This window comes from Rhizobium lentis, assembly GCF_014200175.1.
GTDB lineage: Bacteria > Pseudomonadota > Alphaproteobacteria > Rhizobiales > Rhizobiaceae > Rhizobium > Rhizobium mulingense.
On record NZ_JACHBD010000002.1, the window covers coordinates 78,332 to 99,282 of the forward strand.

Sequence of the window (20,951 nt, forward strand, 5' to 3'; positions counted from 1 at the left end):
ACTGCTGATCACACGTCGGTCAAGCGCCGCCTGCCGCCGCTGACGGCGTTGGTCAACGCGGTACCGACTTACCATCATCGAGAACTTGTCTCAGGCACTTTTCGAACTGAACTTTTTTGTCGATGAGAGATCGGCATTCGCGAATGGCATATGCTGCCGCCATTTCAGCGTTAATTCTGAAACCGGGAATTCTTCCGGGATTGAAAGTCGCAGCATCTCGGCGAAAAGCATCCGTAACTCCGACCGATTGTAGTAGAACACCATAAAGACAGCCCACCGGATTGATGTCGCGGTCCACGAGCACATTGATAACCGGGTTTCCGATTCCGCTCTCGTGATAGCATGTCGATGTATCCGGCTTGCTTCGGAGCGTGGCTACATCGTGAACTGCTATTTGGCCCAATTTTGCCAGTTCCAGCGCATCACGATCGATGAATGCGTCGAGTGTCTGAGTATTCGGCGGCTGGTTTTGATCACCGAAAGGCACATATGGCACAGCAGACGAGTAATCTATGGATCGACTGGCATTGAGATTGATGCTGATCTCCGCGTAAGCGCTGATCGCAGAGAAAACGCGCAAAAGCTCAATCTGAAAGGATTGAATATCGCTCTTCTCCATGCCTTTCGCATTGAGGACGACGTTCATCTCGATGGTTTTGTCGATGTCGAGAATCGGCACTGTCGATTTCGCCATGGCAAATGCGACGATCTGTTCCGCAGATAAAGATGAGCGAATCGACTGGAGCTTTGTTGAATCGATCGCAAGCGCCGGCGCCGCAATCAGCGCTGCCGCCAGACCCATAACCACGCCCCATGGCGCTCTCTTGAATAGCATAAGCGTCCCCACAACGCTGCTCATCAATCGTTCGGTTGCTTCACTGTTCGAGCCGTCGATCACACGCCGGTGGAGCCGAAGCCGCCGGCGCCGCGCGCGGTTTCGCTCGCCTCGGCGATCTCGGCAATCCGCGCCTGCGTTACCGGCGCGATCACCATCTGGGCGATGCGCATGCCGCGCTCGACGATGAAGGTCTCTTCGCCGAGATTGACGAGCAGCACCTTCACCTCGCCGCGATAGTCGCTGTCGACAGTGCCGGGCGAATTGAGGCAGGTCATGCCGTACTTGAAGGCGAGGCCGGAGCGCGGCCGCACCTGGCCTTCGAAACCCTCGGGGATTTCGAAGATGAAGCCGGTCGGCACCAGCGCCCGTTTGCCGGGCAGAAGCGTCAGCGGCGCATCCGCGTCGACGGCGGCGCGCAGGTCCATGCCGGCCGCTCCCTTGCTTTCATAGGCGGGCAGGTCAAGGCCTTCGCCGTTGGCTAGGCGGATGACGTTCAGCGTCGGGCGCGTGTCGTGATGAATGGTCATAGCCCATTACTTTGCGCCCGCAGCGTCGAGGTCAATTGCAAAGCCGGGCTTTAATCGTTAGATACGCGGCAATTCCACAGGATTCATAGTATGGCCGAAAGTCTCGCCGAGGCGGTCTCCCGCCGCCGCACATTCGCTATTATCGCCCACCCGGACGCGGGCAAGACGACGCTTACCGAAAAGCTGTTGCTTTTCGGCGGCGCCATTCAGCTTGCCGGCGAAGTCAAGGCGAAGAAGGACCGCATGCAGACGCGCTCCGACTGGATGAAGATCGAGCGCGAGCGCGGCATCTCCGTCGTCACCTCGGTGATGACCTTCGAATATAACGACAATGTCTTCAATATCCTCGACACGCCCGGTCACGAGGATTTTGCCGACGACACCTATCGCACCCTGACCGCCGTCGATGCCGCCGTCATGGTCATCGATGCCGCCAAGGGCATCGAGCCGCGCACGCTGAAGCTCTTCGAAGTCTGCCGCATGCGCGATATCCCGATCATCACCTTCATCAACAAGATGGACCGTGAAAGCCGCGATCCCTTCGAGATCCTCGACGAGGTCGAGGAGAAGCTGGCGCTGGATACGGCGCCGATCACCTGGCCGATCGGCCGCTCGAAGACCTTCTGCGGCTCCTATCATCTGGCCAACAGCACCGCCCGCGGTTCCGACACCGAAGTCGAGACGACGCCGGTCAATGGTCCGCGGACGGTCGCCGACAGGCTGCCGGAAAACGAGCGCCAGGCCTTCATCGACGAGACCGAGCTGGCCATCGAGGCCTGCCGCCCCTTCGATCGCGACTCCTTCCTCGAAGGCCATATGACGCCGGTCTTCTTCGGCTCGGCGCTGCGCAATTTCGGCGTTCGCGACCTGATCAACGCGCTCGGCGAGTTCGCGCCGCCGCCGCGCGACCAGGTCGCCGATACCAGGACGGTGCACGCGACCGACGACAAGATGACGGCCTTCGTCTTCAAGATCCAGGCCAATATGGATCCCAACCACCGCGACCGCATCGCCTTTGCGCGGATCTGCTCCGGCAGGCTCGAACGCGGCATGAAGGCGCGGCTTGCCCGCACCGGCAAGCAGCTCGGCCTGACGGCACCGCAATTCTTCTTCGCCTCGCAGCGTCAGCTCGCCGACACCGCCTATGCCGGCGATGTGGTGGGCATCCCCAATCACGGAACGTTGCGCATTGGCGACACGCTGACCGAAGGCGAATCGCTGGTCTTCCAGGGCGTGCCGAACTTCTCGCCGGAAATTCTGCGCCGCGTGCGCCTCGAAGACGCGATGAAGGCGAAGAAGCTCAAGGAAGCCTTGCAGCAGATGGCCGAGGAAGGCGTCGTCCAGCTGTTCTCGCCGGAAGACGGCTCGCCGGCAATCGTCGGCGTCGTCGGCGCCCTGCAGCTCGACGTGCTGAAGGAGCGGCTGATGGCCGAATACGGCCTGCCGGTCTCCTTCGAAATGTCGCGCTTCTCGGTCTGCCGCTGGATATCCGCCGATCAATCGGCCGATCTCGAAAAATTCCTGACTGTCAAACGCGGCGATATCGCCCGCGATCTCGACGGCGATCCCGTCTTCCTCGCCCAGGATGCCTTCTCGCTGCGTTATGAGGCGGAGCGCTATCCGGCAATCAAGATGGTCGCGATCAAGGAGTATCACGCCGCCAAGGCGGCGTGATGGCTTCGGACCCCAGGCTAGCCCTCGCGATCGAACCGCGGCAACGGTCCGATATTGTCCACCCAGGGCAAGGCTGAACGGCACCATATCTGTTTCTTCGGCGCCAGTTCCCGCCGCTGGTCGATGCTGCCGAGACGGATGCCGATCGCGCTGCCTTTTTCATCGGTGCGGTAGAGCGGAGATCCGCAGTTTGCGCAGAAGAACTGCCGGCTGAGGCCGCCGCTCTCGCCATATTTGCTATATTCGCGCGGTTCACCCGATTTCAGCGTGAAGCGTTCCGATCGCACCGGGGCGGTGACGCGATAGGCCGAACCCGTCAGCCGCTGGCAATCGGTGCAATGGCAGATCGAAACCCGCTCCGCGTCGATCTCCGCTTGATAGCGGACCGCGCCGCAATGGCATCCTCCGGTGATATGCATCGGCAAGTCCTCAATCTGCCGGCGAGGCCGCCGGCCGCTTGGCATAAAAGGCCTTGGCATCCGCCGTGAAGGCGGCCCGTTGATCGGCTTTGGTATAGAACATATGCCCGCCGCGATAGAGTTTCAGTCCGACGCGGCCGCCGGCGAGCGACGGCGGCAGGTGGTCGACCACGTAGCGGCTGACGCCGTAAGGCGTCACCAGATCGCTGTAGCCATGGGCGATCAAAAGATGGAATGCCGAGTTCGCGGCAAGTAGCTGTCGGATGTCGTCGGTAGCGCTGACCTGCGCTCGCGATCCGCCGCCGCGCCCACCGCCCCATTCCCAGCGCCGGCTGATATCGCTGTCGAGCAGCGAATAGGTCATCTCGGTTTTGAAGCCGAGCTCGTTGCGGGCATAGTCGGCAAAAGCGCCGCCATAGGCGCGGGTGAAGCCGTCGAGAATGGCATCGTCGCCACGGTCGTAGTCCGATTCCGGATAGGGATCGGGTGCGGCAAAGGAAGCGTCGTAGGGGCTCATTACTTCACCGCTGCCGCCGTCCGAATGTTTGACGAAGGAGTTGCCGAGGAAGCCGCGGTTGCGTGTAACGATATCCTTAGGGATACCCGTCAGTCCAGCAATCCTGCCATAGAAGGCGGCGGCATTAGCGCCGGTCGGCGGCGGCCCGGCGAGCGTCTTCAGATAATCGCCGAGCGCGAAGCTCTCGGCCTCGCGCTGCTTCTCTTCGTCGAAGGCATTGCGCCGGTCGAGTTCGGCTGCTGCCAGCGACGGCAGCTCGAGTGCCGCGCCGAGCGCGAACTGATCGGCATTGAACATCAACTGGCCTTCGAGCAGGGGCGATAGCATCACCGCACCGGCGACGACGATGCCCTGGCTTTCCTGCAGAAGCGACGCGACCTTGGCGGCGCGGAAGCCGCCATAACTTTCGCCGAGCAAATATTTCGGCGAGTTGGAACGGTTGTTGTGCGCGACATAGAGCGCGATCGCCTTGGCGATGCTCTGGGCGTCGGAGTTGACGTTGTAATAGTTGGAAGCGTCGTCGGCCTTGACCGTCCGGCTCCAGCCGGTGCCGATCGGATCGATCAGCACGAGATCGGTGAAATCGAGCCAGCTTTGGGGATTATCGACCAGCTTCGCATTGGCGCCGTCGCGTCCCTGAGGTCCGAAATCGAGCACCTTCGGTCCGACCAGCCCGAGATGCAGGAAGGCGGAAGCCGCCCCCGGCCCGCCATTGAAGGCAAAGGTCAACGGCCGGTCGGCTCCGGCGTCTTTCGCGACATAGGCGGTGTAGAAGATCGCGCCGGTCCGGGCGCCGTCCTGGCCGAAGAGATCGAGCGTGCCGGCGGTGGCGGTATAGGCGATCTTCCGGCCGCCGATCGTCAGTTCGTGTTCGGTGACGGAATCGGCCGGCAGCAGCTTCAGCACGCCGTCGCGCACGCTGCCCTCGACATTCGCCTTCGGTTGACCGCTTTCCTGTGCGGGAGAAAGGGCAGGGACCAGCGACGCTGCAAGCGCGGCCAGCAGAAACAGGGGCTGTATACGCAAAATGTCTCCTCCGGCGGTGCGGAATGCGGGTTGAGATAGCGTAGCATCCGCGGCAGGCGATCGGCATCAAGAGATGGTGATGGGCCAGTGAGCAAGCGGCTCAGGATGCCTTCCCGATCCCACGCACATGTACCTCCAGCGGCCGGCCGGCCTTCCAACCGTTGATCGCGGCCGCGAGCCCGAGCGCGACGAAGAGAAGCGCGCACCAGGAAAAGCTGCCGGTCCAGCCGCGAATGAGGCCGACAATGAGCGGGCCGATGGCGGCAAGGAGATAACCGACGCATTGCGCCATGCCGGAAAGATGGGCGGCGACATCGGGATCGCGCGAGCGCAGCACGATCGTCGTCATCGCCGCCGCGATCAGCCCGCCCTGGCCGATGCCCTGCAGCAAAGCCCAGAGCCAGACCGTCGACAGCGGCGCGAAGAGCAGGCCGAGCAGAGCGACGACGGCGACGCCGCAGAGGCTGGCATTGATCAGCCGCTGATCGCGGCCGCGCACGGCGATATGCGGCACAACAAGGCAGGATGCGGCCTGCACCATCACCGACAGTGAAACGATCACCCCGGCGGTGACGCCGTCCAGCCCGCGTTCGCGCAGGATCGGAACCAGCCAGCCGAAGACGCAATAGGCGAGCGCCGATTGCAGGCCCATGAAGAGCGTCACCTGCCAGGCAAGCCGGTCCCGCCAGAGGCCTTTGACGTCGGTTCCGTTTCGTCTTGCGTAGCCGCTGCTGCGCAGAACGTGCGGCAGCCAGATCAGGCCGACGGCGAGCGCCGGCAGCGCCCAGATGGCGAGCGCACCCGCAAGCGAGCCGCCGAGCGCGTGCTCGAGCGGCAGTGTCAGCCCGGCGGCACTTGCCGCACCTGCGCAGAGCGCCATCGTGTAGAAGCCGGTCATCAGCGCTGTGCGCGTGGCGAAATCCCGTTTGACCAGCCCCGGCAGCAGCACGTTGCCGACGGCAATGCAGGCGCCGGCGAGCGCCGTGCCGATGAAGAGCAGCGGCACAGAGGAAAACCCGCGCAATGCAGTGCCAAGTGCCAGGAGGAGGAGGACGCCGAGCAGCGTACGCTCCGAACCGAAGCGCTGGGCAAGGCGCGGCGCCAGCGGCGAGAAGGCGCCGAGGCAGACGACCGGCAGCGTTGTCAACAGGCTGGCGCCGAGTGCTGTGAGACCAAGTTCCGAGCGGATTTCCGGCAGAAGCGCCGAGGCACTTGAAAAGACCGGCCGCAGGTTGAAGGCGATGAGCACGAGGCTGGCGCCGAGCAGAAATCGATCCGCGGCACCACTCACCGGTGTCGGCTGCGGCGGCGGCAGGCTGCCGGCCTCGGCGTCTATAAGCAGTTCGTCGGCCGGGTCGAGCATGGCGGTGAGATCGTTGGAAGGCGCATTCATGACAGGATCATCCGCTCAAGGGCGGCGAGAACCGGCGCCATGAAGCGGCGCACCGCCGCATCCGCCTTGTCGGGATCGCCGGTTTCGATCGCGTCGACGATATCGGCATGCGCCTGCATATCCGGTTCGGGAATATCGCTCCCCAGCGTAGCCGCGATGGTCTCGGCGATCGAGGCCGAGAAGAAATCGTAGATCTCGACCATCGCCCGGTTGCCCGACGCGGCGATGACAGCCTTATGGAAGGCGAGGTCGCGCTCGATGAAGCCGGCCTTGTCGCCGCCGTCGTAGGTGCCGCGCTCGGCAAGCAGCCGGCGAAGCTCCGTTACCGTCTCCGGCGTCTTGCGGATCGCCGTCAGCCGGGCGGCCTCGACGTCGAGCGCCAGGCGCGCCTCGAACTGGTCTCGCAGGCTGGCGCGCCGCGCCATCGTCAGCGGCCGGCCGGCATCGCTGGTCGAGCGCACATAGGTGCCCGACCCTTGCCGCGTTTCGAGATAGCCCTGGGAGACGAGAACGCGTACGGCCTCGCGCACCGTGCCGCGGCTGACCGACAGCATGGCCGACAGCGAGGCTTCATTCGGCAATTTATCGCCGACCGCCCAGCGTTTGCCGAGAATGTCGCCGCGGATCGCCTCGATTGCCGCATCGGCGAGATTTGTCCTGCTGATCGCCCGCATAGAACACTCATAAAGTCATCGGATGACTTTATGAGTAGTGGACTTTCTCCTTCTCGTCAAAGCAAAATCCGGGCAATAAAAAAGGGCCGCCTCAGCGACCCTTTCCATGAGTTTGGCCTCGAACTGGCCTGGACTGTCAATGCAGCCCCAGGAAGGCGGGTCTTAGAGCGAGGGCTGCCTCGCTTTCATCACCACTTCCATGCCCGTTACGAGGTCCGAAATCTCATTAGACATTGGATCACCTTCCTTTCGTTCTGTTGCTGATAGACCCAAGGTAGGCCGATTCTTTCGAGATGCAAGTAGAAATCCCCGTCTGTGCCCGGCCTCGGCGGATCTGACCGTTCACAAAAAAACACAGAGCTTTGCTGAATTTGAAGGCGCCGGGTGCCACGAAACCGTCATCTTGCGCTTGCAAGCCCGCCGCACGTTAAGCTGTTATTAGCCTTGACGTTCGACAATTTCAGCATTCCCGCCGAAGCGGCGGCGGGTCCCGGAGCAAAAGCCATGTGTCGCTGGGCAGCCTATCGCGGAGACCCTCTCTATCTCGAGGAGCTGGTATCCTCGCCCGCCCATTCGCTGATCGAGCAGTCCCATTGCGCCACACGCGCCAAGACGTCGACCAATGGCGATGGCTTCGGCATCGCCTGGTATGGCGACAGGCCCGAGCCCGGGCGCTACCGCGATATCCTGCCGGCATGGTCGGACTGCAATCTGAAGAGCCTGGCGCGGCAGATCCGTTCGCCGCTCTTTCTCGCCCATGTCCGCGCCGCCACGGGTGGCGGCACGCGCCGCGACAACTGCCACCCCTTCACCCACGACACCTGGTCCTTCATGCATAACGGTCAGATTTCGGGCTTCGAGCGCCTGCGCCGGCCGATGGAGGCGACGCTCGACGACGAATTGTTCAATGTCCGCAGCGGCACGACCGATTCCGAGCTGATGTTCCTGCTGGCGCTGCAGTTCGGCCTGCGCGAGGCGCCGATCACCGCGATGGCTGCTATGGTCGGCTTCGTCGAAGACCTGGCCGAAAACATCATCGGCTCGATACTGCTGCGTTTTACCGCCGCCTTCTCCGACGGCAATACGCTCTATGCGATCCGATATGCCACGGATCGCAAGGCCCCGACGCTTTATGCCTCGCCGGTCGGCGCCGGCTATTGCCTCGTCTCCGAGCCGTTGAACGACGATGTCGATGCCTGGGCGGAAATTCCCGATGGCAGCGCCGTCACCGTCGGCAAAAACGGTATCAACGTCGCCGATTTCTGTCCGGAAAATCGGAGCGTCGCCAAGCTGCAGCCTTTGGCCGTCTCCGCATAATCTTCGTCGAAAATCGAAAGCGATTTTCAAAGCGTCCGCGATCGTTCAGATCAGCTTGTCACCGCTTTAGGTCTTTGTTTTCACGCATGTCTTTGTCGCAAAATCGCTGCACACTTTTGTGAACTATGCGTGGAAATACTCGGCGATCAGCGCCGCCAGTCTTTCGGCAACCTCTTCCTTCGCCAGGTCAGGCCACCGCTCGACGCCGTCGTGGCGGATGAGTCTGACGCTGTTGCGGCTGCCGCCCATGATGCCGGTCGCCGGAGAAACGTCGTTGGCGACGATCAGGTCGGCGCCCTTACGCTCGAGTTTCGCCCTCGCATTGCTCTCCACATCCTGAGTCTCGGCGGCAAAGCCGATCACCAGTCTCGGCCGCATCGTGTGATGGCCGACGGTTTTGAGAATGTCGGGGTTCTCGGTCAACGCCAGCGTCGGAATCGATTCGCCCGGATGTTTCTTCAGCTTCTGGTCGGCTGCCGAGGCGACGCGCCAGTCCGCCACCGCCGCCACCATGACGGCCATATCGGCTGGAAGCGCCGCCAGCACGGCATCACGCATTTCCTCCGCCCGCTCGACATGCACGGTGTGGACGCCGACGGGGTCGGCGATCGCCACCGGCCCGGAGACGAGCGTCACTTCAGCTCCGAGCTTGGCAAGGGCAGCGGCGATCGCATGGCCCTGCCGGCCGGAAGAGCGGTTGGCGATGTAGCGCACCGGATCGATCGGCTCATGCGTCGGTCCTGACGTGACGATCGCATTGCGTCCTTTCAGCGGTTTTTCCCCGTCATCGAGCATGGTTTCGGCGGCCGCGACGATGTCAAGCGGCTCCGCCATCCGGCCGAGCCCGGCCTCGTGGCTTTCCGCCATCTCGCCGGCCATCGGCCCGACGAAGCGGACGCCATCGTCCCTCAGCCTTGCCGCATTGCGCCGGGTGGCCGGATGTGCCCACATTCTGGGGTTCATCGCCGGAGCCGTAAGCACCGGCCTCGCCGTTGCCAGGAGCACCGTCGAGGCGAGATCGTCGGCAAGCCCGTTCGCCATCTTCGCCATCAGGTCGGCACTGGCGGGCGCAATCAGCACAAGATCGCAGTCGCGCGCCAGCCTGATATGCCCGACATCCTGTTCATCCTGCCGTGAAAACAGATCGGTGAAGACATGATCCGCGGCCAGTGCGCCGACGGCGAGTGGCGTGACGAATTCCTGCGCCCCCTTGGTCATGATCGGGCGCACGCTTGCGCCGCGCTCGCGCAGCCGGCGGATGAGATCCAGGCTCTTATAGGCGGCGATGCCGCCTGAGATGATGAGGAGGATACGTTTGCCGCTAAGAGCCATGGCTTTCTACCCGTCGCCTTGTTTCCGGCCTCGACCCTAAGCCTTTGGCGCAGAACATGCAATCGCGCGAACGGGCTGGAGAGGGATCGCCAGCCCGCCGGCCGATATCATGCCGCGCCGTCTCAGCTGCGCGTGATCGAAATGCCGCCGTCGACCAGCGAAGCCGTGCCGGTGACGAAGCTCGCATCGTCGGAGGCGAGGTAGAGAACCGAGCGGGCGACTTCGTCCGGCGTCGCGACACGCTTCAGCGCGTGCATATTGGTGACGGCAGCCTGCTTGTCGGCCGTATCGTTCATGTCGCGGTACATGTCGGTATCGACGGCGCCCGGCAGCACGGCGTTGACGCGCACGCCCTGTTGTCCGAATTCGGCCGCGAGCGCCTGCGTCAGCCCGATCAGCCCGGATTTGCTGGCGGCATAGGCGGCAACGCCGGGAAAGGCGAAGCTGTAGCCGACGAAGGTCGAGGTGAAGATCACCGAACCGCCGCCATTTTCCGCCATCGCACCGATCTGATGTTTGGCGGCGAGGAAGGATGCGGTGAGATTGACCGCCAGCGCCTCGCTGAAACCTGCTTCCGATACACCGGTGCTCGGACCGGCCTCGCCGATGATGCCGGCATTGTTGAAGGCGATGTCGAGCTTGCCGTAATTGGTGACCGCGGCCGCGACCAGCGCCTTGTGGTAGTCTTCCGACCGGACGTCGCCGGCAACAGCCACGGCGTCGCCGCCCTCGGCCTTGATCTCCGCCACCAGGCTGTCGAGTTCGCGCTCTCGGCGGGCGCCGACGACGACCTTGGCGCCTTCGGCGGCAAAGAGCTTGGCCGTGACGCGGCCGATGCCGGAGCTTGCGCCGGTGACGATTGCGACCTTGTTGTTCAGGCGGTTCATGGTTCCATCTCCTATGTTGAAACGGGGCGGCCCCTGCCAACCCTTCCGTTGAATGGAAGATGGCATTTTCCCTTCGTTCGGATTAGTCTCCAGATCGGGGAATTCGAATTCGGAAAGATCGAACAATGATCAGGATCGAAGGCATTGCGGCTTTCGTTGCCGTTGTCGAGGCCGGCTCGGTCAGCGAGGCGGCCCGGCGGCTGCGGCTCTCAAAATCCGTCGTCAGCGAAAGGCTGGCAGAACTCGAAAAGGCGCTTGGCGGCACGCTGCTGCACCGAACGACGCGCAAACTCGCTCTGACCGAGGACGGTGCGGTCTTCCTGGAACGGGCCGGGCGCATCGTGCGCGAGATCGATGAAGCCGCCGCCGACATGGCTGAGCGGCGCGGCACGTTGTCCGGGCCGATCCGCATTGCTGCACCCGTCACCTTCGGCCGCATGCATCTCGGTCCTGCGCTTTATCCCTTTCTCGCCGAACATCCCGACATCCACCTGACGCTGGATATCGACGACCGCCGTGTCGATGCTGCGTCGGACGGCTATGACGCCATCATCCGCAATGGCCCGCTCGCCGACAGCAGGCTGGTCGCCTGGAAGCTTGCGCCGAGCCGCCGCCTTCTCTGCGCGTCGCCGGATTATCTCGCCCGCCAGGGAATGCCGACCTCGCTCGCCGACTTGGACAGCCATCGCGGTATCTTCTACACCAATCGCGGTGTCGCCGACTGGCGCTTCCAGACGCCCGCGGGTGCGATCCTCATCCGCGCAAAACCGGCGCTCGGCATCAACAACGGCGATATGCTCCGCGACGCCGCGATCGCCGGCCTTGGCATTGCGCTGCTGCCCACCTTCATTGCCGGCCCGGCCATCCGCGAGGGCCTGCTTGCCGAAATCGATGTCGGTCACAGACCGGAGGCCGAATTCATCTACATGGCCCATCCCGCCGGCCGGAACCCCTCGGCCAAGCTGCGCGCCATCGCCGATCATCTGAAGACGAGTTTTGGCGATCCGCCCTATTGGGATATGGCGGATAATCCATGAATTCGAAGGTTCGTCAGGATGAAGATATGCCGCTCTCAGCGCACGTCGTTAAGACTGTGCCCACAGGAGAAAAGCACTATTTGACGCGCGGCACCGGCGCTTATCGCCGCGCCAGCCTGGCCCTTTTCCTCTCCGGCTTTTCCACCTTCTCGCTGCTTTATTGCGTGCAGCCGCTGCTGCCGATCTTTTCGCAGGAATTCTCCGTCAGCCCGGCGGAAAGCTCGCTGGCGCTGTCGTTCTCCACCGGATTCCTCGCACTCGCCATTGTCTGTGCCGCCGCCGTCTCGGAAGGCCTTGGCCGCCGCAGCCTGATGTCGATATCGCTGGTCGGCGCGGCCTTGTTGACGGTGGCCACGGCTTTCGCGCCGAACTGGGAACTGTTGCTCGTCATTCGTGCCCTGCAGGGCTTCGTTCTCGGCGGCGTGCCCGCCGTCGCCATGGCCTACCTCGCCGAGGAAATCGATCCGCGCGGACTCGGCGCCACCATGGGCCTTTATGTCGGCGGAACGGCCTTCGGCGGCATGTCCGGCCGCGTGCTGACCGGCATCTTCGCCGAATATCTCAGCTGGCGGCCGGCGCTGTTCCTCATCGGCGCCATCGGCCTTGCCGCGGCGCTCGGCTTCATCGCCCTGCTGCCGCGGTCGAGGAATTTCGTCCGCCGGCCGGGCTTTGACCCGCGTTTCCATGCGAAGGCCTGGCTTGGCCATCTCAAAAATCCGGCGCTGCCCTTCGTCTTCGCCATCGCCTTCCTGGCGATGGGCTCCTTCGTGACGATCTACAATTATGCCGGCTTCCGTCTCGTGGCGCCGCCCTATAGTCTCAACCAGACCGAACTCGGCCTGATCTTCACCGTCTATCTCTTTGGCATCGGCGCCGCGTCGATCGGCGGCCTCATCGGAGATCGGATCGGGCACTTCTCTGTGCTGCTCTTCGGCCTGGCGCTGACGGCCGCCGGCAGCGCCCTGACGCTCTTCGCCGCGCTGCCATCGATCATTCTCGGCATTATTGTGCTGACGGCCGGCTTCTTCATGAGCCATTCCATTGCCAGCGGCCTCGTCGGCAGGCTGGCGCATGGCACCAAGGGCCACGCCGCGTCGCTCTATATGCTGGCCTATTACGTCGGCTCCAGCCTCATGGGGTCGGCGGGTGGCTGGTTCTTCGCAATCGACGGCTGGGCCGCCGTCGTCGCCTTCACCCTTGTCATGCTGACGCTCGCCTTTATCTCCGCCTGTGCCGCGCAGCGTCTTGCAAGGGAAAAAACATGATCCGCATCGACCGTCTCGATCATCTCGTGCTGACCGTCGCCGATATCACAGCCACCTGCGATTTCTATTCCCAGATCCTCGGCATGTCGGTCGAAACCTTCGCGGAGGGCCGCACGGCACTGAAATTCGGCGGCCAGAAGATCAATCTGCATCAGGCCGGCCACGAATTCGAACCCAAGGCCAGACATCCAATCCCCGGCTCCGGCGATCTCTGTTTCATCACCGAAACGCCGATTGTCGACGTCATCGCCCATCTGCGGGCATCGGGCATTGTGATTGAGGAAGGTCCGGTCGAACGCACCGGCGCCACCGGACGGTTGCGTTCTGTTTATTTCCGAGATCCTGACAGCAATCTCATCGAGGTTTCGAATCTGATCGACTGACGCTCGATAGGCCGATACCGGCTTGCGGGTTCAATCCAGACGGATATAGGGCACGTCCTTCTTCACCACCTCATCCAGCGCCTCTTCGTAGCCCGCGTCAGCATACCGCATGACCCCCAAGGCGGTGTCGTTGGTCAGCGCGTGGTCGAGCCGCTCGTCGGCGGCTTCGGTGCCGTCGGCGATGACGGTGACGCCGCAGCTCGTCATGTAGCCGGCATAGCCGCCGCCGCCGGAATGGACGACGACGAGATCGGCCATCGACGAGCATAGCATCATCGCGTCGATCAGCGGCCAGTCGGCGATCGCGTCGGAACCGTCCCTCATCCGCTCGGTCATGATATTGGGATGCGCCATGGCGGCGGCATCGAGATGGTCGCGGGAAAATGCGACGGGGCCTTTCAGTTCGCCGCCTGCGACCAGCGCATTGACGCGCCGCGCCAGCATCGTGCGTTCGCCGTGGCCGAGCCAGGCGATGCGCGCTGGCAGCCCCTCGAAGGGAACGTGCTCGCGGGCCAGCCGGATCCAGTTCGTGATGATTTTGTTGTCGGGAAACATCTCGAGCAGCAGATCGTCGATGCGGGCTATATCGCTCTCCTCGCCCGACAGCGCCATCCAGCGGAAGGGGCCGATCGCCCGGGCAAAGAGCGGCCTGAGATAGGCCTCGGTGAAGATCGGAATGTCGAAGGCATTGGTGACACCGCCATCTTTCGCCTGGGTGCGGATCAGGTTGCCGTTGTCGAAGACCTCGGAGCCGCGTTTCTGGAAGTCCAGCATCGCAGTCACATGCTCGACGATCGAGGCGCGGCTTGCCGCCATCAACTGCCCCTGGCCATCGTCGCGCAGTTCTCTCACCTGATCGAGGCTCATGCCCTTCGGCACATAGCCGTAGACGAGATCGTGCGCCGAGGTCTGGTCGGTGACGATGTCGGGCACGATGCCGCGCCTTGCGATTTCGGGATAGACCTCCGCCGCATTGCCGACGAGGCCAACGGAGAGCGCCCGCCTGTCCTTCACCGCCGCATCGATCATCTCAAGGGCGGTATCGAGATCGGGCGCGACCTCCTGGAGATAACCGATCTGCTGGCGCTTGCGGGCGCGCTCCGGATCGATGTCGACGCAGAGGATCGCAGCCCCTGCCATGCGGCCGGCGAGCGGCTGCGCCCCGCCCATGCCGCCGAGGCCGGCCGTCAGCACGAAGCGGCCGGCGAGATCGCCGCCGAAGCGCCGCTCGGCGATGCGCATAAAGATCTCGTAGGTTCCCTGGATGACACCCTGGCTGCCGATATATTGCCAGGCGCCCGCCGTCAGTCCGCCCCAGCAGATCAGTCCCTTGCGCTGCAGCTCGTAGAACACCTCGGCCTTTGCCCATTGCCCGACGATATTGCAGTTCGCCATGATGACGAGTGGCGCCTTGGCATGCGTCTTCACCAGCCCGATCGGCTTGCCGGACTGGATCAGCAGCGTCTGATCCTCCTCCATCTCGGTCAGCGCTTTGACGATGCCCTTGTGCGCTGTCCAGCTGCGAGCCGCCTTGCCGAGTGCGGCATAGACGATCAGGTTTTCGGGATCCTCGCCGACGGACAACACATTTTCGAGCAGCCGCAGCAACGCTTCCTGTCGCCAGCCCTTGGCGCGCAGCTCCGGCCCGCCGGGAATCGGAAATTTTGGATGACGCGGATTGGCCTTCGACATCACGGGTTCCTCGCTTGGCTTTCTGCTTTTCCCTTCTCCCCGCCGGGGAGAAGGGGATAGCTAATTGGTCACTTGCCTGGCAGCGATTCCACATAGGCAAGCGCCGCATCGAGCAGGCGCCGTCTCAGGGCATCGTCGCCGTAAGCCTCTGCAGAGGCGCGCAGCCAGCCGTGCATGACTCGCTCGCCCATCAGCATCCGGATTACGCCCGGCAGCGCCAACGCCCAATCATCATTGCCCTTGCCGAGACGGATCAGCATGCCGTCACCGCGCGCGCCGCAGAGAAGATTGCCGTTCAGCAGGAAGGCCCGGCCGCCGAACATCGATTTTTCGGTCAGCCCCGGCCGATCGCCAAGTTCGTCGCGCAGCAGTTCTTCAAGGCCGGGATCGCGCGTCATGGCTCAGGCCTTCGTTTCCAGTGCATAGCGGGCGATCTCGATCCCCATCGCCCTTTCGACGACGGGATAAACGGTGGGATCGCGCACACTTGCCGACAGCGGGATGATATCCTTTGGCACATGCAGGATGAAGACCTGCATGCCTTCCCTAAGTTGGCCGACGCTGAGCGGCTCGCCCTCCGGTGACAGGGTGGTGATCACCGCGGGGAAGGTTGCAAGCCGCCCGACATCGGCATCGTCAACGGCCATATATTCGTTCATCACGTGCAGCGTCACCGATTTTACGCCCGAACCGATGATGATCGTGCCGATGTCGAAGGCTTCCCTGGTGTAGACGACGTCTTTTCGAGAGATGACCCCTTCGGCGAGGATGTGTCCGCCCGTCGTCTTGCAGATCGCGTCAATGACGGCGGGTCCGCCGCGTTTCTCCGCCGCGATGATCGCTTCTCCAAGGGACAGCGCCATCGAAATGCCGCCGAGCGCCGCATGGCTGCGGACATAGGAAGCGCGCAGCGGGTTGCGGCAGCTGGCGATGAAGCCGCCGGATTGATCGGCGGCGGCGCGCAGCACCGGCGAGATTTTCGCCGTCGCCCCCTTCACCACCAGTTCGATATAGCGGTTTTCGGCCCGATTGCCGCCGACGGCGGTCTGGATCATCGGCTCGGGGGAGCCGGCCATGCCGATCGAGCCCATGTCGCCGGTCGGATGGGCGCGGATATCGCCGACGGCATCGACCACCTTGGTGCCGAGGATCGCCGAGGGCAGCCAGCCATTCAGGGTCGAGGACTTGCCGTTCTGGCCGATGATCAGCCCGGAAAGCTTTTCGCCCAGCGCCTCCTGCAAGAGTTGCACGGCCTTGACGTAATCGATGCCCTGCATTTCCCAGGGCGTCGTGGAGGCCGGCGCGCCAATGGCCGCGGCCGTCGCGATCCAGTCATCGTCTCGCAGTTCGTCGACCGAGACCAGCTCCGGTTTGCCGGCATTGACGGCCGCCAGCCCGAGCATCCGCCCATGATCGGCCCAGCCGCCGCCGCCGGCGGCATAGACGGAGCCGCCCTTGACGGCCGCTTCGACGTCCTTCTCAACCAGTATGCGTCCCATTGGCCTTCTCCCGCTTCGAATCCGTGTCCATCTCGCGCACCGCCTCGAACAGCACGGCGGCGCCGAGCGCGATGTCGTCATTGTCGGCCCACTCATCGGCGCAATGGCTGCGGCCCGCCCGGCAGGGCACGAAGATCATGGCCGCCGGCGCCACCTTGGCGATCCAGGCCGTGTCATGTCCGGCGCCCGAGGCCATGCGCCGATGTTTCGCGCCGACGCGCTCGCAGGCGGCCTCGAGCGTCGAAAGCAGCCCGGCATCGCCCGGTGTCGGCAGATTGTCGGACACCCGGTCCGGCGCTTCGATCCTCACGCCATAGGCGGTCGCCAGCTTTTCGACATGGCCGTCGAGCCAGCGGCAGAAGGCCTCCATGTCGGCGCGGATTTCGGCGCGCCCGTCGATCAGCAGCACGACCTTCGACGGCACGACATTGGCGGCATTCGGCTCGATCCTGAATTCGCCGACCGTCGCCGCAAAATGCCCCGGCGTTCTGGCAAGTTCGGCGGCGGCGTTGCGGATGTCGAGCACCAGCTGCGATGCCGCCACCAGTGCATCCGCCCGCCGGTCCATCGGCGTCGTGCCGGCATGGTCGGCTCGCCCCTCGACGGCAATTTCGACGCGGGTGATGCCGGCGATCGCGGTGACGATGCCGATATCCTTCCTTTCGGCTTCGAGCACCGGCCCCTGCTCGATGTGCAGCTCGAGAAAGCCCGCAATATCCGGCCTCTTCTGCTGCGCCAGGACACCAGGCTCGCCGCCCATCTGGGCAATGCCCCCGGCAAGATCGAGATCGCCGCTGACGCGCGAAAGCCAGGCCTCCGGCAGTTGCCCGGTCATGGCGCGGCTGCCGATGCAGGACACTCCGAAGATGCTGACTTCTTCGGCGAGGAAATCGACGATCTCCAGATCGTGGTCGAGCTCGATCGTCTGGTCGCAGAGCGCCCGCGCCACCTCAAGCGCCGCGATCACCCCGGCAATGCCGTCGAAGCGGCCGCCGTCCGGCACCGTGTCGGAATGCGAACCGAGCATGATCGTGCCGAGCCATGGTTTGCGGCCGGTGCGCCGGCCGATCAGATTGCCGGCCGCGTCGATCCGCGTTTCCAGTCCGGCCGCCTTCATCCGCGCTTCGAGATAGCTCCGGCCTTCGCGAAAGAGCGGCGAGAAGGCCCGCCGCGTCCAGGGATGCCCCGGCTCGGTGATCGCGGCCAGCGCCTCGATATCCTCAGCGATCCTTTTGGCATTGACGGGAAGATTGCGGCTCATGCACCGGCTCCCGCAATGACGTGGCGCGGCGGTGGCCGGACGAACCGGCCGGTGCCCGGTTTGGCCAGCACCCTGCCGCCCTCGGCGATCTTTTCGCCACGCAGGTAGGTTGTCGCCACCGTCCAGGGCAGGGCCACGCCGTTATAGGGGCTCCAGTCAACGACATTGTTGCCGCTTGCCGATGCATCATAGATGCTTTCCCGCGGTTCCAGCACGGCAATATCGGCATCCTTGCCCGGCGTCAGCGCGCCCTTGATATGGTCGAGCCGGAAGTGCTTCGCCGGATTCTCCGCCATCAGCCTGGCCGCCCAAGTCAGCGGAATGCCGCGCTCGACGGCGCCTTTGACGAAAAGCGGCACCATCACCTCGAGGCCCGGCACGCCGGATGCGTTGGCGAGCATGTCGGGATTGGTCTTGCGGTTCTCCGACCAGCTGACGTGATCGGTCGAAACCAGCCAGACATCGCCGTCGGCCACCTTCCGCCAGAGCTTCTCCACCTCTGCGCGCGGCCGCAGCGGCGGGTTGATCTTCGCTTTGCCGCCGAGGCGCTTCACGTCGTTCTCTTCGTCGAGCGTCAGATAATGGATGCAGCATTCGACGGTCGCCGCAAAGCCGTCATGCCGATAGGCGCGGGCGATATCGTAGCCGCGCCCGAGCGAGCAATGCACCACATGCGCCGGGCAGCCGGTGGCTGCACCCGTCTCGAAGATCGTGTGCATCGCCAGGAGTTCGGTGATCGGGGGCCGCGACAGGCCGTGCGCCCGCCAGTCGGTGATGCCGCGTGCCTTCACCTGCTCGATATAGCTGCGCACCGCCTCGTCGTCTTCATTGTGCACGCCTGATGTCAGCCCCGTCGGCGCGATGGCGGCAAAGCAGGCGTCGAGCAGGGCCGGCGGGATGCGCGGAAAGCGCTTGGGGTCGGTGCCGAATGTCGAGAATTTGAAAGCCGCAACGCCCGCCTCGACCATCTCGCCGATCCGCGCAGTGCCTTCTTCCGGATCGACGGTGCCGTAAAGCGCGAAGTCGACACGCGCCTGTTGGCCGGCATGGTCGACCTTGCGTTTGACTGCCGCCGCCGAGCAGACGAGATCGCCTTCGTCATAGGGCATGTCGACGATCGTCGTGACGCCGCCGGCCGCTGCCGACCGCGTCGACCAGACGAAGTCCTCCTGGTTCTTCTGGGAAAGCGAATGCACTTGGGCGTCGATCGCGCCAGGCAGGATCAGCGCTCTGCCGAGCAGATGTCGTTCGCGCGCTGCAGGCGGCACGCCGAGTCCGACCTCGGCGATCTTGCCGTCGCGGGCGGCGACATAGCCCTCTTCGAGAATGCGGTCCGGCAGCACCACCGTGCCCTGCAGAACGAGATCGAAGTCCATGCCGTTCCTCCTAACTGAAGTCAGACCGTCGCCGGCTGGGGCAGGGTGCCAGGCGCGAGCGTCTTTCGCACGGCATTCGTGCGCCGAGTGGTTAATGTAGAACAGGATCCCAATTTTCAGGCCCTGGCTGACATCATCCTGTTCGGCTGGCCAGCCGCTCCTCGATGGGCTCCGGCGAGCCGAGCGCGAAGAAATCATCGAAGGAGGCAATCGGCACCTGCTCGGTCAGTTTTGCCAGAAAGTCGTCCGATCCGAGCTCTTCCTCGATCGCCTCCACCTCGGCCGAAAGTGGCCGGTCGACCGTATAAAAAGCCGCGTGTTTGCGCACGACCTGATAAAGCATGCCGGCGACGCCCTTCGGTTCGTCTCCGAGAATGTCGATTGCCTGGGCCGACAGCAGTGCCTCGAGTGCCGCAAGCCGCTTCAGCGCCTGCATCTGCCGCTCGAAGCGCTCGATGACGAGCGGCAGGAAGGCCGCCTCGTCCTCCAGGCCGGCCGCAACGACGAGCGACTGGGCCGAAACGGGACCGGACATCGACAGGACGCGCGAGAAGATCTCGCCGGCAAGCTTGATGATCGGCCCGAAGCCGGTGGCGATCCGACCCGCCGGCACCAGGTTGACCGGCAAGTCGCGCCGCTGGCCATTGCCGAGAATGACGCAGCGGTTGAAGGCGTTTCGCGCCGCATGCGCCATGCAGAGGGCGGCCGATTCGAGCAGAATGGTCACATCGAGCGGCAGCGATCCGCCCGAGGTCATCACCCTGCCTTCGACCACCACGGGATTGTCGTCCGAGCGGCCAGTGGCGGCAAGGATCTTGTGGCCGGTCGACAGCAGGTTTTCGATGACGGCGCCGAACACCTGGGCGATCATGCGCAGGCTGAGCGGATCTTGCACATGCGTTGCAACAGGCCAGTTCCACTCGTCCGACGCATTGCAGAGCCAGGCGCCGATCAGCGCCTCGCGCGCCGTGCCGACATGTCGGACGGCCTTCCAGGGATCGCGGGAGGCGCCGAGCGCGCCGGCCGCCATCATCGCCGTCGCCAGCAGGACACGGATCGAGGCCGCCGCATTGCGTGTCGTTTCGGCGGCCGCGGCAAAGCTCACCGCATTGACGCTGAGCGAGGCGAGGCTGTCGCGCGGCGCCATCCGCACCGGCTCCAGCCCTGCCGCGCGGAAGGCGTCGGCTGCCTGCATCCGCTTGCCGCGATAGACCGCTTCGCCGACGCCGGTCAGCACTGCGCCGATCTGCCCCATCAGGCCGATATCGGCGCAGCCGATCGAGCCGGTGCGGCGCACGACCGGAATGAGATCGGCCTCCAGCATCGTGATATAGGCCTCGATCAGCTCCGGCGTGCAGCCGACCTGGCCGGTCAGCGCCGTATTGACGCGGATCGCCATGGCGTTGCGCACGACGTTGCAGGAAAACGGCGTGCCGGTGCCGAAATGATGGGCGCGCACCAGGCCGAGATTGAAGGTGTCGAGTTCGTCGGCCGACCACTCCACATCCTTCATGGCGCCGACACCGGTGGTCGAGCCGTAGACCGGCATTCCGGAAGCGATCGCATCCTCGACGATCTCGCGGGCGATGGCGATGCGCGCCATGCCGGTTGGCGAAGCAGAAATCGCCACCTTGCCCGCACCGATGGTCACCATCTCGGCAAAACCGAGCGGCCGTCCGGAAAGTTCGATGCCAGGGCGTTCGTGCTGCATGTGCCAGATCTCCTAGAACAGGATGATTTTAGGCCGGTCCGGCCGAAAATCTGAATCCTGTTCTAAATTAAAGAGCCAGAGCATGATGTCGCCCGAAAACCGCTCACACTTTTCGGCATCATG

Annotated in this window: 19 protein-coding genes; 5 read left to right on the top strand and 14 right to left on the bottom strand. The window is 63.9% G+C overall.

Features of this window, described 5'->3' with window-relative positions; all coding sequences use genetic code 11:
* Positions 1-52 precede the first annotated feature (52 nt).
* Positions 53-859 (bottom strand): hypothetical protein, encoded by an 807-nt coding sequence (locus GGI60_RS06065; RefSeq protein ID WP_246720326.1) that lies wholly within the window; start codon positions 857-859, stop codon positions 53-55.
* A 35-nt stretch (positions 860-894) separates the two neighbouring features.
* Positions 895-1,365: a dUTP diphosphatase gene (dut, locus tag GGI60_RS06070; RefSeq protein WP_183914062.1), complete on the bottom strand. Its 471-nt coding sequence runs from the start codon at positions 1,363-1,365 to the stop codon at positions 895-897.
* 90 nt (positions 1,366-1,455) lie between these two features.
* Here dut and GGI60_RS06075 point away from each other — a divergent pair, with 90 nt between their 5' ends.
* Positions 1,456-3,039 (top strand): peptide chain release factor 3, encoded by a 1,584-nt coding sequence (locus tag GGI60_RS06075; RefSeq protein ID WP_183914064.1) that lies wholly within the window; start codon positions 1,456-1,458, stop codon positions 3,037-3,039.
* 17 nt (positions 3,040-3,056) lie between these two features.
* On the opposite strand, the gene GGI60_RS06080 is transcribed toward GGI60_RS06075, so the two are convergent.
* The 4 genes from GGI60_RS06080 to GGI60_RS06095 all read right to left on the bottom strand — a co-directional run bounded on the left by GGI60_RS06080 (position 3,057) and on the right by GGI60_RS06095 (position 7,068).
* Complete coding sequence (locus GGI60_RS06080; protein WP_183914066.1) at positions 3,057-3,458, bottom strand: GFA family protein; 402 nt, start codon at positions 3,456-3,458, stop codon at positions 3,057-3,059.
* 10 nt (positions 3,459-3,468) lie between these two features.
* Positions 3,469-5,001, bottom strand: coding sequence for a S10 family peptidase (locus tag GGI60_RS06085; RefSeq protein ID WP_183914068.1), 1,533 nt, complete (start codon positions 4,999-5,001; stop codon positions 3,469-3,471).
* A 100-nt stretch (positions 5,002-5,101) separates the two neighbouring features.
* Positions 5,102-6,394, bottom strand: coding sequence for a CynX/NimT family MFS transporter (locus GGI60_RS06090; protein ID WP_183914070.1), 1,293 nt, complete (start codon positions 6,392-6,394; stop codon positions 5,102-5,104).
* A complete protein-coding gene (locus GGI60_RS06095) occupies positions 6,391-7,068 on the bottom strand; it encodes a FadR/GntR family transcriptional regulator (RefSeq protein WP_183914072.1) in 678 nt (225 codons plus the stop codon). Before GGI60_RS06095 ends, GGI60_RS06090 begins: the two co-directional genes overlap by 4 nt.
* Positions 7,069-7,572: 504 nt before the next feature.
* Here GGI60_RS06095 and GGI60_RS06100 point away from each other — a divergent pair.
* Complete coding sequence (locus GGI60_RS06100; RefSeq protein WP_183914073.1) at positions 7,573-8,385, top strand: class II glutamine amidotransferase; 813 nt, start codon at positions 7,573-7,575, stop codon at positions 8,383-8,385.
* A 123-nt stretch (positions 8,386-8,508) separates the two neighbouring features.
* Here the strand turns inward: GGI60_RS06100 and coaBC are convergent, their stop codons facing one another.
* A complete protein-coding gene (coaBC, locus tag GGI60_RS06105) occupies positions 8,509-9,717 on the bottom strand; it encodes a bifunctional phosphopantothenoylcysteine decarboxylase/phosphopantothenate--cysteine ligase CoaBC (protein ID WP_183914074.1) in 1,209 nt (402 codons plus the stop codon).
* A gap of 122 nt (positions 9,718-9,839) precedes the next feature.
* Positions 9,840-10,604: an SDR family oxidoreductase gene (locus tag GGI60_RS06110; protein WP_183914075.1), complete on the bottom strand. Its 765-nt coding sequence runs from the start codon at positions 10,602-10,604 to the stop codon at positions 9,840-9,842.
* A gap of 125 nt (positions 10,605-10,729) precedes the next feature.
* Between GGI60_RS06110 and GGI60_RS06115 the strand changes: the two genes are divergently transcribed.
* The 3 genes from GGI60_RS06115 to GGI60_RS06125 are packed head-to-tail and all read left to right on the top strand — an operon-like array spanning position 10,730 to position 13,289.
* Positions 10,730-11,641, top strand: a complete 912-nt coding sequence (locus tag GGI60_RS06115) for a LysR family transcriptional regulator (protein WP_183914076.1) — start codon at positions 10,730-10,732, stop codon at positions 11,639-11,641.
* Positions 11,642-11,667: 26 nt separating this feature from the next.
* Positions 11,668-12,906, top strand: a complete 1,239-nt coding sequence (locus tag GGI60_RS06120) for an MFS transporter (RefSeq protein WP_183914668.1) — start codon at positions 11,668-11,670, stop codon at positions 12,904-12,906.
* Positions 12,903-13,289 carry a VOC family protein gene (locus GGI60_RS06125; protein ID WP_183914077.1) on the top strand — a complete coding sequence of 129 codons (387 nt, stop codon included), beginning with the start codon at positions 12,903-12,905 and terminating at the stop codon, positions 13,287-13,289. The genes GGI60_RS06120 and GGI60_RS06125 overlap by 4 nt, the downstream gene beginning before the upstream one ends.
* Before the next feature lie 30 nt (positions 13,290-13,319).
* Here GGI60_RS06125 and GGI60_RS06130 read toward each other — a convergent pair whose 3' ends face one another.
* From GGI60_RS06130 to GGI60_RS06155, 6 genes are all read right to left on the bottom strand, one after another.
* Positions 13,320-14,981, bottom strand: a complete 1,662-nt coding sequence (locus tag GGI60_RS06130) for a urocanate hydratase (RefSeq protein ID WP_183914078.1) — start codon at positions 14,979-14,981, stop codon at positions 13,320-13,322.
* Between the two features lie 68 nt (positions 14,982-15,049).
* Positions 15,050-15,379, bottom strand: a complete 330-nt coding sequence (locus tag GGI60_RS06135; RefSeq protein WP_183914080.1) for a TfoX/Sxy family protein — start codon at positions 15,377-15,379, stop codon at positions 15,050-15,052.
* 3 nt (positions 15,380-15,382) lie between these two features.
* Positions 15,383-16,480, bottom strand: coding sequence for a DUF917 domain-containing protein (locus GGI60_RS06140; protein WP_183914082.1), 1,098 nt, complete (start codon positions 16,478-16,480; stop codon positions 15,383-15,385).
* Complete coding sequence (locus GGI60_RS06145) at positions 16,461-17,741, bottom strand: Zn-dependent hydrolase (RefSeq protein WP_183914084.1); 1,281 nt, start codon at positions 17,739-17,741, stop codon at positions 16,461-16,463. Before GGI60_RS06145 ends, GGI60_RS06140 begins: the two co-directional genes overlap by 20 nt.
* Positions 17,738-19,117, bottom strand: a complete 1,380-nt coding sequence (locus GGI60_RS06150; RefSeq protein WP_183914086.1) for a dihydroorotase family protein — start codon at positions 19,115-19,117, stop codon at positions 17,738-17,740. Before GGI60_RS06150 ends, GGI60_RS06145 begins: the two co-directional genes overlap by 4 nt.
* 133 nt (positions 19,118-19,250) lie before the next feature.
* The gene (locus GGI60_RS06155) at positions 19,251-20,828 is read right to left on the bottom strand and encodes an aromatic amino acid lyase (protein ID WP_183914087.1); all 1,578 of its coding nucleotides are present in this window, start codon (positions 20,826-20,828) and stop codon (positions 19,251-19,253) included.
* Between the last annotated feature and the right edge of the window lie 123 nt (positions 20,829-20,951).